An 11987-nucleotide genomic window follows, 5' to 3' on the forward strand; every position below is an offset into this window, starting at 1 on the left:
CATGCTTGGTCCGTCCGCGCATATCGACACGTTCACACGCGACAGTCTGCCGCCCGCGGACAGTTGGCCGGACCTGATGCTGGACGGGTTCGAGTATCCCGAGACGCTCAACGCGGGCTATGAACTGACTGACGCGATGGTCGCCAAGGGGTTTGGCGATCATGTGGCGCTGATCGGGAACGGGCGGCAGCGGACCTATAAGGAACTGGCCGACTGGACCAACCGGCTGGCCCATGTGCTGGTCGAGGATTTCAAGGTGAAACCAGGCAACCGCGTGCTGATCCGTTCGGCCAACAACCCGGCGATGGTGGCCGCCTGGCTTGCCGCGACCAAGGCGGGTGCGGTGGTGGTCAACACCATGCCGATGCTGCGGGCGGGGGAACTCGCGAAATACGTCGAGGCCGCCGAGATCAAGCTTGCCCTGTGCGATACGCGGCTGATGGACGAGATGATCCTCTGTGCGAAATCCAGCGACATCCTGGAAACTGTGGTGGGGTTCGACGGCACCTCGAACCATGACGCCGAGCTCGACCGTTTGGCGCTTGAAAAGCCGGTCACGTTCGATGCCGTTCCGACCGCCTCGGACGACGTGGCGCTGATCGGGTTCACGTCGGGTTCGACAGGAACGCCCAAGGGCACGATGCATTTCCACCGCGATCTGCTGATTATCGCGGACGGTTACGCGAAAGAGGTTCTGTCGGTCGTGCCCGAGGACATTTTCGTCGGCTCGCCGCCGCTTGCCTTTACCTTCGGGCTTGGCGGCCTCGCGATCTTTCCGCTGCGCTTCGGGGCGACGGCGACCCTGCTTGAAAACGCCTCGCCCCCGAACATGATCGAGATCATCCAGAAATACCGCGCGACCGTGTGCTTCACCGCCCCAACCGCCTACCGCGTGATGCTGCGGGCGATGGACGAGGGCGCGGACCTGTCGTCCCTGCGCGCGGCCGTCTCGGCGGGCGAGACGCTGCCGGGCCCGGTCTATGACGAATGGCAGGAAAAGACCGGCAAGCCGATGCTCGACGGGATCGGCGCGACCGAGATGCTGCACATCTTCATCACCAATCGCTTCGACGATCACAAACGGGCCTGCACGGGCAAACCCGTCACGGGCTATGAGGCCAAGGTTATCGGACCGGAGGGCGAAGACCTGCCAGCGGGCGAGATCGGGCGCCTTGCCGTGCGTGGCCCGACCGGGTGCCGCTATCTGGGCGGTCACCGGCAGGAGGAATACGTCGTCGATGGCTGGAACATCACCGGCGACGCCTTCGTGCAGGACGAAGACGGGTATTTCCACTTCGCGGCCCGCAACGACGACATGATCGTCTCGTCCGGCTACAACATCGCGGGGCCCGAGGTCGAAGCCGCGCTTCTGTCGCATGACGCCGTGCTGGAATGCGCCGTGATCGGCGTGCCGGACGACGAGCGCGGCCAGATCGTCGAGGCGCATGTGGTGCTGACCGAGGGCGCGACGGACGACGCGCTGATGGTCAAGACCCTTCAGGACCACGTGAAGGCGCAGATCGCCCCCTACAAATACCCCCGCAGCGTGCGGTTCACCGAGGCGCTTCCGAAGACGGAAAGCGGGAAAATCCAACGCTTCAAGCTGAAAGCCGACAGATGAGCAGCGACGCATACGATCCCGGCAGCGAAGGCGCCAAGATGGCGATGGCCGGGGCCATGTCCTATGGCGATTACCTCGACCTCGACACCCTGCTCGACCAGCAGAACCCGCTCTCCGGCGCGCATGACGAGTTGCTGTTCATCATCCAGCACCACACGAGCGAGCTTTGGATGAAGCTGATCCTGCACGAGATGCAGGCGGCCCGCGAAGCCCTGATCGCCCGCGATCTGCCGCCGATGTTCAAGATGCTCGCCCGCGTGTCGCGCATCTTCGAGCAGCTCAATAACCAGTGGGACATCCTGCGCACGATGACCCCGTCGGATTATACCACCTTTCGCGAGGTGCTCGGCCCGTCCTCCGGGTTCCAGTCCTACCAATACCGGCTGATCGAATACGTCCTCGGCAACCGCAATCCGAACCTGCTGAAGCCACATGCCCATGTGCCAGAGGTGCACGCGAAGCTCGCCCGCGAACTCGAACGTCCGAGCCTTTATGACGAGGCGGTGCGGTTCCTGTTCGAAACGCTCGACGGGCATGACCGCGATATCCCCGCGCCGCAACTGAACCATCCGCATCAGGCGGTCGAGGCGATTCAGGAGCGGTGGGCGGCCGTCTATCGCGACGTGCGCGCGCATTGGACGCTTTACGAACTGGCCGAGAAACTGGTCGATCTCGAGGACTATTTCCGGCGCTGGCGCTTCAACCACGTCACCACGGTCGAACGGGTGATCGGCTTCAAACGCGGCACCGGCGGCACATCCGGCGTGACCTATCTGCGCAAGATGCTCGACGTCGAACTCTTTCCGGAACTCTGGCACCTGAGGGGTGAGCTATGACCGTCTTGCGCAAGGAATTGTTCCACCTTCCCGAGGGCGTCATTTACCTTGACGGCAACTCGCTCGGCCCATTGCCTGTGAACGCCGAGGCCCGCGCGCGTGAGGTGATGACCCGCGAATGGGGACAGGATCTGATCCGCGCGTGGAACACCGCCGACTGGATTTCGCTGCCCAAGAAGGTGGGCGACCGGATCGGCCGGATCATCGGCGCGCCGGAGGGCAGCGTCGCGACCGGCGATACCTTGTCGATCAAGGTCTATCAGGCGCTCGCCGCCGCCTTGAAGATGAACCCGGATCGCCGCGTGATCCTGTCGGACAGCGGCAATTTCCCCACCGATCTTTACATGGCGCAGGGTCTGATCGGCACCATCGACAAGGGGTACGAGCTTCGCACGCCCGCGCCCGAGGATGTCGTGGACGCCATTACCGACGAGGTCGCCGTGGTCATGCTGACCCATGTCGATTACCGCACGGGCCGGATGCACGACATGGCCGCGATCACGCGCGCGGCGCATGCGGTCGGCGCGGTGATGATCTGGGATCTCGCCCATAGCGCGGGGGCGGTGCCGGTGGATATGGCCGGGTCGGGTGCCGAATTCGCGGTCGGCTGCACCTATAAATATCTGAACGGTGGCCCCGGTGCCCCGGCCTTCATCTATGCCCGCCCGGATATCGTCGAGACGGTTCAGCCTGCGCTCGCCGGTTGGATGGGCCATGAGGAGCCGTTTGCGATGGACCCGGACTACCGCCCCGCCATGTCGACCGAGCGCCTGCGCGTCGGCACGCCACCGATCCTGCAACTGTCGGTTCTGGATGCCGCGCTCGATGCGTGGGACGGGCTTTCGATGGACGATGTCCGGGCGGCGTCGATCCGGTTGTCGGACCTGTTCATCGCCGAGGTCGGGCGGCTGTGTCCGACCCTGACGCTCGCCTCTCCGCGCGACGCGGGGGTTCGGGGCAGCCAGGTCTCGTTCTGGTTCGAGCACGGCTATTCCGCCATTCAGGCGCTGATCGACCGGGGGGTGATCGGCGACTTCCGCGCGCCCGACATCATGCGGTTCGGCTTTACGCCGCTTTACCTGGATGAGAGCGATATTCGCGCGGCGGCCGACCACGTGGCGACCGTCATCAACGACAGCCTGTGGAACGATCCGAAATATCAGACGCGTTCGCGCGTGACGTGACCCGAGGGCGTGGAGGAGAATCGATGAAACCAGAAACCATTCACCCCGAGGGCTGGGCGCCCGCTCTGGGCTATGCGAACGGGATGCTTATGCCGGATGGGACGCTGCACATCGGCGGGCAGATCGGCTGGGACGCGCAAAAGGTTTTCGTCGAGGGCGGCTTTCTCGAACAGATGGAGCAGGCGCTGGCCAACATCGCCGCCATCGTCCGGGCGGCGGGCGGAGATGTGACCGACGTGGGTCGGCTGACGTGGTTCGTGAAGGACAAGGCGGAATACCTCGCCCATCAGCGCGAGATCGGGGCGGCCTATCGTCGCATCTTCGGCAAACATTTCCCCGCCATGTCGCTGGTCGTCGTCAAAGATCTGGTCGAGGACGAGGCGCTGGTGGAGATCGAAGCCACGGCATTCGTCGCGCGCTGAAAGCGAGTCGGTCGCGTTCAATCTGGTTGCCGCTTTAGGGCGGCACACATTCATCCTGTCGACTGCGATGGGCCGCTTCGGGGTCGCCGGGCGGCGATTCGTGGAGGGCTGAGAGCCCAGCCCTGTAAGGCCTCGCACGCGGGGTGGGTGGCAATGAGTCCTGCGTCGTCAACGGCCCACGGGCGTGATGTCTGGCGCCTATTTCTGCGCTGCTAGGCCACGCCTCGAACGGCGACGTCCGTGCCCCCGATCCTACCTTCTCACCGACCTTTCCACGGGCGCGTCTTCCACATGCCGTGGCGGCATTCGGCGGATTCTCACCCCCTCAACCAAAACACATTGACACATATCAATGTATGCATTTCCTATGAGCCTTAAGATTAAGTAAGTGACTAGTTACAAAATTAGCGACCCATCGCGTTGGCCAAGGAGGAAACGCCGTGACCACATACACATCACCCACGCATGTGTTTTCGATTGAAGACCTGACCGCGACATACTCAGGCGTACAGTATCCGGCCTTGACCGGGATGCTCGATACGGCCGGAACCACTGTCGAGCCATACACCGACAGGGACGGAAACATCCTCTACGCGATCGACAGCGAGTTCGGGTTCTACATCGACGACTTCATCGGTGCGCTTGAAAAGGTGCTGGACGGCGATTTCGCAGAAGGGTTCGCCGGCAACGCTTTCGATGACGAGGGGAATCAGATCGGTATCGCCCTGCGCGACGCCGAAACCGACGTGTTTCTCTCCGGCGCGCCCTTCGGAACATGGTCGCTGGGTCTGGGCGGGAACACCGTCAAAGCGTCGACCGAGCATTACGAAACGATGGCCTCGGTCCTGTCGGATCATGAATATCCCGGCGATCCGGGTGCGATTGGACCGCTCGACGACGATCTCAAGATGCTGGACATCCGCCCGAGCGAGGTGACGCCGGGCACGTTCGACGTCGGCCCCCTTAACAACGCCTATATCCACGAGATGATTCAGGCGCTTCAGGCCGCGATGGATTCGGCGGACCCCGGACTCGACACGGTTCTTTCCGACATCGACTTCGACCGTGACGGCGTTCTCGATACCTATCGCATCACCAAGACCACCGTGAATTTCGACGATGACGGCGACGGTATCGCGGACCCCATCGTGGTCGGCGCGGTCGATGTCGACAACGACGGCACCATCGACATCGTGGACAGCTTCCTGAACGGCTACGGCGGCGATGCCGACATCGTGGACCTGCTGGAACCCAATGAATCCAGCGTGACCTACAACATCGCCTACGGGCAGGATTACTCGGTCACGCTCAAGGATGATGGCAAGCTGCTTTACCGCTGGGGCGAGGCGGTCAAACGTCCGAACGATATCCGGCTCGAAGTGGACATGCCGCTGCCCGAGGAATGGACGCGGGACGCCAACAACAACTCGATCATGGACGGTCTAGAAGGCAGCGGGTTCACGATCACGCGGGCCGAACTGGTCATCACCCACGACATTACGAACAACCCGAACGATCAGGTCCGCCCTGAAGACTATGAGAACGAAGCGGCCATCGGTCGGCTCCCGTCCTTCTACATCGTCAAGGATCCGGACGATCCGACCAAACTGCTCTGGGTTTCGCCGCTCGACAGCTTCGATGGGACGGGTGAGCCGCTTCCGAGCTACTTCATCCTCGATGCCGACGGCAACGTCGACCTCGCCGCGGGCGGCACGGCGGTCTACGACCCCAACGACGTTCTGGTGGGCTACCGCAACGAAGATGGCGGCGGCAACCCGGTCGGGACGGTCTTCCGCAGCGATGCGCTTGCCGAAATGAACGCGGCTGCCGGTCTGGATTTCATGACCGAAGACCTCGAGCACGGTTTCACCGAGGCGTGGTACACCACCACCGACCGCGAGCCGTTCGAATGGTCCTACGATCTGTTCCCGACTGATCCCTACAAGAACGTCTTCGAAAGCTTCCGCTCGCCCGATGAAGCCGAAGATGCCGGTTTCACGGAAGATGCGCTGGTCTCCGGCCCGCGCTGGCGTTTGACCCCGAACAAGTTCGGGCAAGATTTGCCGGGGCTGGAAATCCCGCTCGAAGAAAATTCCGAGCCGCCCTACACCCGCGACAACATCAAGTACGACACCGGCGAAGTCATCACGACGACCCTGAACCTGCTCGACTGGGAAGGCGACTCGCCCCTTGCCAGCAGCCTCGGCTGGATGAGCATCGACATCGCGACGCTCGACGAGAATGCCGATGGCCTGATCGACGAAGGATGGTCGATGGTCAACGGGACGCTTGGGGCGGGGGATGCCGTTCCCACCGATCCGATCCTGACCGCCGTTACGCCCAATGGCGTGACGCTTGAATCCAGCTTTTTCGACGTTGCCGTCTACATGAAAGGCGACCGTCAGGACGACTCGATCATCTACGATATGGAACTCATCATCGAGTACGAATCCGATGCGGGCGACGTCATCGGGGCGGTTCAGAGCGTCGGCGGCGTGAATCATCAGACCCAGACCGTCAGCTATCAGGGCGGCACGACCTTCGACAATCCGGTGGTCTTCGCCTCGCTCGCCAGCCGCGTGGGCTGGGACATGGTGACGGTTGAATTCACCGACATCTCGGCGACCGGTGCCAGCTTCTACCTTGATGAACCCGAGGGTTACGATGGCACCCATGCTGCCGAAGAGGTGACGCTGGTCACCTTCGAAGAAGGCGTCTGGGAGCTTGCGGATGGCAGCCTGCTTCAGGTCGGCACGACGAACTTCGCCGCCGGAGCGACCGACGCATTCCACCGTGTCACCTTCGAACAGGCTTTCGACGAAGCACCCATCCTGCTGCTTCAGATCCAGTCCGACAACGGCGGCGAATGGGAGATCGTCCGCGCCCAGAACATCGGCGCCGATGGTTTCGATTTCGCAGTCGAAGAACGGGAAGCCGCAGACGGGTGGCACACCTCGGAAGTCGTCGGTTGGGCCGCGCTCGATGCATCGGCGGCAGATGGTGTGATCGACTGGGGCGGCATCGGATCGCAGGCGTTTTCGACCGGCGATACCGTCTCGCACGAGATCGCGCCTTTCGCTCTGGACGCAGCGGTCGGGGCCGACCCGCTCGTGGCGGCCTTCCTTGCCAGCTACAACGGGGCGGATACGGCCAATGTCCGCACCACGGGCGTGACCTTCGACGGTTTGGTCGCCTCGGCCAATTTCAAGATTGACGAAGAAACCAGCCTGGATGCCGAACTCGAACATGCTTTCGAGGATGTGCACGGCTTTGCCTTCGAGCAGGCCGGATTGCTCACGGGCATGGAATACGTCGACCCGCTGCTCATCACCTGACGCAGGCGCGTGACACACAAGATCGGGCGGCCCGTCGTGGCCGCCCGAAGGTGTCCTGAACTGGGCACTGAGATCAGGAATAATTCGAAAGGCCAGACACGTGAGACTTGTAACAACCGCCGCCCTCGGCATGACCATTCTGACCGTCGCCTGCACGGAACAGACCCCCCGCGTGAGCTACTCCGAGCCGATCTTCAACAAGTTCGGCGAACCGTCCTGCCGCCCGCCTGATGTGCCGATCGGCGGGATTTACACTGCCGCCATGCCCATCTGCGATTCCCGGTCCGTGGCCGTCATCCCAGCCGGCACCCGGACCGCGACCGCGCCCACAGGCACCGCCACGCCACCCGCCACGGACGACGATGGGTCTGAGACCACGACGGACACGACGGACGGCACCGACCCCACTGACGATCCCACGGACCCGACGACGGGTGGAAGTGGCACGCAGAACCAGAACACTCAGGCGACTCAGAACTCGAACCGCAACACGTCGAGCACGCGAAACCAGTCGCAATCAAGCAGCGGGAACCCGTAACGGCTAGCCGGTTCCCGAACGCAACGGGTCATTGCGGCTGACGTTTGCCGCGAGGCGCAGTCCATCTGGGACCAGCGACCTGTCTGGTGCGCCGAGCGGCCTGTGGGCACTCATGTGACGTGGTGTGAGTGTATTTGCGCGGCAATCAGCTAGCGCGGAGACGGTTCGGCCCCGCAGGCTCAGACCGCCAGCACAACGCGATCCTTGATTCCTGCGTTTCAAAGCGAAGCGCCAGATAGATCAACGGATTTCTTAGGAGAAATGGTGCCCAGGAGAGGACTCGAACCTCCACGTCCATACAGACACCAGCACCTGAAGCTGGCGCGTCTACCAATTCCGCCACCTGGGCACAGGTGCGTGGAGCCGCGATGTAAGGCCCCGCGCAAACAGTGTCAACGGGATTCGCACACTTTCAATTCGCCTTGTTCCGGTTGACGCCGGGGGCTATGCAGGAACCCGTATTTACGAAGGAGATCGGGCATGTCGAAACTCGTGACCATCTACGGCGGTTCCGGCTTTGCGGGGCGCTATATCGCGCGGCGCATGGCCAAGGCAGGGTGGCGCGTTCGCGTTGCGGTGCGCCGACCGAACGAGGCGATCTTCGTGAAGCCCTATGGCACGGTCGGGCAGGTCGCTCCGATCCTGTGCAACATCCGCGACGATAATTCGGTGGCCGAAGCGATGACGGGCGCGGATGCGGTCGTGAACTGCGTGGGCACCTTCGACAAAGGCGGCAAGAACAATTTCGGCGCTGTGCAGGACGAGGGCGCCACGCGGATCGCGCGGCTGGCCGCCGAAAAGGGGATTGGGACGCTCGTCCACCTTTCCGCCATCGGCGCGGACACGGAGGGCGACAGCCTGTATGCGCAGTCCAAGGGGCGTGGCGAGGCGGGTATACTCGAACATTTCCCCAACGCGGTGATCCTGCGCCCTTCGGTGATGTTCGGGCCCGAAGACAACTTCTTCAATCGGTTCGCGGGTATGACCCGCATGGGGCCGGTGCTTCCCATCGTCGGCGGCCAAACCCGGTTCCAGCCGGTGTTCGTCGATGACGTGGCCGCGGCCGCCGAAAAGGCGGTCAAGGGCGAGGCCGCACCGGGGATCTATGAGCTTGGCGGGCCGGACGTGCAGACCTTCCGCGAATTGATGCAGGATATGCTGACCGTCATTCAACGCCGCCGCATGATCGTGAATATTCCGTTCTGGATCGCGGGCGTGATGGGGACCGTTTTCGACGCCGGCTCCGCGATGACCGGGGGGCTCGTATCGGCGCCGCTTACGCGCGATCAGGTGACGTCGCTCAGGTCCGACAACGCGGTCGCCGAGGGCGGGAAAACCTTTGCCGATCTGGGCATCACGCCGACCGCGATGGAGGTGGTGCTGCCGCAATACCTGTGGCGTTTCCGCCAGACCGGGCAATATGCCGACATCACCGCCTCGGCGCGCAATCTGCGAACCTGAACGCGCGGGACTTTGAACGCAGGGCCGATCCGAAAGGGTCGGCCTTTTCGGTTCAGGTATAGGCGATGACGAGCAGAACGATCCCGAGGATCACGCGGTAGACCACATATGGCGTGAAGCTGACAGATTTCAGAAGCCGCATCATCAACGACAGGGCGAGCAGGGCGGCGACGAATGCCATGGCGGCGGCGATGGCCCCGTCCCGCAGAACCGCCCAGTCGGCTTCCGACGCGGCTTCCACGCCCAGAAGAAGACCGGAGGCCATGATGGTCGGGATCGACATCAGCATGGCGAGCCGGGTGCCGTCCTCGCGCTTGTAACCCAGCGCTCGCGCGCCCGAAATCGTGGCGCCGGAGCGGGAGGTGCCGGGGATCAGGGCGAGCGCCTGCCACAGCCCCATGACGATCGCATCGCGCAAGGTCCAGTCCGCGTCGGTCTTTGTTTCGGCGCCTTTCTGGTCGACCCAGAAAAGCACGAGGCCGAAGATCAGCATCGTCCAGCCGATGACCGTGATCGACCGCATCGCGTCGGACAGCCCGGTGACGCTCAGGATCAGGCCGAGAGCGAGAACGGGGATCGTGGCGATCAGCAGGAGGAAGGCGAGGCGCGATCCCTTGGTGTCGATCCGGCCCGTCAACATCCGGGGGATGCCGAAAAGCCCCTCCCGCACGTCGGACCAGAAGTAGAGAACGACGGCGCCGAGCGTGCCCACGTGGACCGCGACGTCGATGACCTGACCCTGATCCTCGAGCCCGGTGAGATTCGGCAGAAGAATCAGGTGACCGGAGGAGGAAACCGGAAGAAACTCGGTAAGTCCCTGAATGACAGCGACAATAAACAGGTGGAAGAGCGACATGCCTGCTGCCTCGGGTTTGGAAGTTGCCCAAAGCTAACCATTTGGAAAGTAATGGAAAGCGGAAATATAGGTCAGCATAAGTTACTTAAAAATTCTCCAAACGGTCAGAAAAACACGCTACCTTGGGCGATATGATCGTTTTTAGGTCAGCAATTATGCCTTTTCTTTTTCGGAAACCCTGCTAGATAGGCGGCTCGAAGACGGAGGACGTGATGGCCAAGCAGCCGATGTTGAAATTCGTGACTGTTCAGCGAGACATGCCCGAAAAGCGTGGCGCAGAACTACGTCGTGAAGACTTTCACGAGATTTATGCAGAGTTCGCGGATGCGAAGGCAGCCGAGCAATCGGCGCGGTGCAGCCAGTGCGGTGTGCCGTACTGCCAAAGCCACTGCCCGCTTCACAACAATATCCCCGACTGGCTGCGCATGACCGCGACCGGGCGGCTCAAGGAAGCCTACGAGATTTCGCAGGCGACCAACACCTTCCCGGAAATCTGCGGTCGCATCTGCCCGCAGGATCGTCTGTGCGAAGGCAACTGCGTGATCGAGCAGTCGGGCCACGGCACCGTCACCATCGGTGCGGTCGAGAAATACATCACCGACACGGCGTTTGAAAAAGGCTGGGTCGAAGACATCAAGCCCGCCGCCGAGCGCGGCGAGAGCGTCGGAATCATCGGGGCAGGCCCCGGCGGTCTTGCCGCCGCCGACCGTCTGCGCCGTGCGGGCGTGCAGGTCACCGTCTATGACCGTTACGACCGCTCCGGCGGGCTGCTGACCTACGGCATTCCCGGCTTCAAGCTGGAAAAAGACATCGTCATCCGCCGCAACGAGCAGCTTGAAAAGGGCGGTGTGGAGTTCATGATGAACTGCAACGTCGGCGAGGACATCAGCTTTGCCGAGCTGCGCGAGAAACATGATGCCGTGCTCATCGCCACGGGTGTCTACAAGACCCGCGATCTGTCCGGCCCCGGCGCGGGCAGCGCGGGAATCGTGCGCGCCATCGACTATCTCACCGCGTCGAACAAGGCGTCCTTCGGTGACGAGGTTGCCGAGCACAAGGACGGCTCGCTTTGGGCCGAGGGCAAGAAGGTCGTCGTGATCGGCGGTGGCGATACCGCCATGGACTGCGTGCGCACCGCGATCCGTCAGGGTGCCACGAGCGTCAAATGCCTTTATCGCCGCGACCGCGACAACATGCCCGGCTCGCAGCGTGAGGTTGCCAATGCCGAGGAAGAAGGCGTCGAATTCGTCTGGCTTTCGAACCCGAAAGGGTTCCATGGCGACCCGGTGACGGGTGTCGTGGTGCAGCGGATGCGGTTGGGTCAGCCCGACGCCACCGGCCGCCGCTCGCCCGAGGCGATCGAAGGCGCGGAATATGTCGAAGAGGCCGATCTGGTCATCAAGGCGCTGGGTTTCGAGCCCGAGGATCTGCCGACGCTCTGGGATCAGCCGGAACTTCCGGTGACCCGCTGGGGGACGATCAAGGCCGATTTCCGCACCGGCGCGACCGACATGGATGGGGTCTACGCGGTGGGCGACATCGTGCGCGGTGCCTCGCTCGTCGTGTGGGCGATCAAGGACGGCCGCGACGCCGCCGACGCAATGCTCAAGCGGTTCAACGCCGCGGCGGCAAGCGTCGCTGCGGAGTGAGGAACGGCGTGCACAGCGGGTAAGACGCCGTGCACAGGGACGAAACACGGCACTTCGGGAATGTCAGCGCACCTGACCCGGTCAA

9 protein-coding genes and 1 tRNA gene are annotated in these 11987 nt (G+C 62.9%); 8 read left to right on the forward strand and 2 right to left on the reverse strand.

Annotated features, from left to right (window positions below):
- Position 1: 1 nt before the first annotated feature.
- The 6 genes from RB2654_RS14425 to RB2654_RS14450 all read left to right on the forward strand — a co-directional run bounded on the left by RB2654_RS14425 (position 2) and on the right by RB2654_RS14450 (position 7936).
- On the forward strand, positions 2-1621 hold the full coding sequence (locus tag RB2654_RS14425) for an AMP-binding protein (RefSeq protein WP_040885000.1): 1620 nt from the start codon (positions 2-4) through the stop codon (positions 1619-1621).
- The gene (locus tag RB2654_RS14430; protein ID WP_040885002.1) at positions 1618-2457 is read left to right on the forward strand and encodes a tryptophan 2,3-dioxygenase; all 840 of its coding nucleotides are present in this window, start codon (positions 1618-1620) and stop codon (positions 2455-2457) included. The genes RB2654_RS14425 and RB2654_RS14430 overlap by 4 nt, the downstream gene beginning before the upstream one ends.
- Complete coding sequence (kynU, locus tag RB2654_RS14435; protein WP_040885004.1) at positions 2454-3641, forward strand: kynureninase; 1188 nt, start codon at positions 2454-2456, stop codon at positions 3639-3641. The genes RB2654_RS14430 and kynU overlap by 4 nt, the downstream gene beginning before the upstream one ends.
- A 23-nt stretch (positions 3642-3664) precedes the next feature.
- The gene (locus RB2654_RS14440; RefSeq protein WP_040885005.1) at positions 3665-4063 is read left to right on the forward strand and encodes a RidA family protein; all 399 of its coding nucleotides are present in this window, start codon (positions 3665-3667) and stop codon (positions 4061-4063) included.
- Positions 4064-4503: 440 nt separating this feature from the next.
- Complete coding sequence (locus RB2654_RS22480; protein WP_154653312.1) at positions 4504-7398, forward strand: hypothetical protein; 2895 nt, start codon at positions 4504-4506, stop codon at positions 7396-7398.
- 130 nt (positions 7399-7528) lie between these two features.
- Positions 7529-7936: a hypothetical protein gene (locus tag RB2654_RS14450; RefSeq protein WP_040885007.1), complete on the forward strand. Its 408-nt coding sequence runs from the start codon at positions 7529-7531 to the stop codon at positions 7934-7936.
- A 262-nt stretch (positions 7937-8198) separates the two neighbouring features.
- On the opposite strand, the gene RB2654_RS14455 is transcribed toward RB2654_RS14450, so the two are convergent.
- Positions 8199-8285 (reverse strand) — tRNA-Leu (locus RB2654_RS14455).
- Positions 8286-8416: 131 nt separating this feature from the next.
- Between RB2654_RS14455 and RB2654_RS14460 the strand changes: the two genes are divergently transcribed.
- Positions 8417-9397, forward strand: coding sequence for a complex I NDUFA9 subunit family protein (locus RB2654_RS14460; RefSeq protein ID WP_040885009.1), 981 nt, complete (start codon positions 8417-8419; stop codon positions 9395-9397).
- A gap of 52 nt (positions 9398-9449) precedes the next feature.
- Here RB2654_RS14460 and RB2654_RS14465 read toward each other — a convergent pair whose 3' ends face one another.
- Complete coding sequence (locus RB2654_RS14465) at positions 9450-10253, reverse strand: undecaprenyl-diphosphate phosphatase (protein ID WP_040885011.1); 804 nt, start codon at positions 10251-10253, stop codon at positions 9450-9452.
- A 212-nt stretch (positions 10254-10465) separates the two neighbouring features.
- Between RB2654_RS14465 and RB2654_RS14470 the strand changes: the two genes are divergently transcribed.
- Positions 10466-11902, forward strand: coding sequence for an NAD(P)-dependent oxidoreductase (locus tag RB2654_RS14470; protein ID WP_040885013.1), 1437 nt, complete (start codon positions 10466-10468; stop codon positions 11900-11902).
- Positions 11903-11987: the final 85 nt, after the last annotated feature.

The organism is Maritimibacter alkaliphilus HTCC2654, from assembly GCF_000152805.1.
In the GTDB taxonomy this organism is placed as follows: Bacteria; Pseudomonadota; Alphaproteobacteria; order Rhodobacterales; family Rhodobacteraceae; genus Maritimibacter; species Maritimibacter alkaliphilus.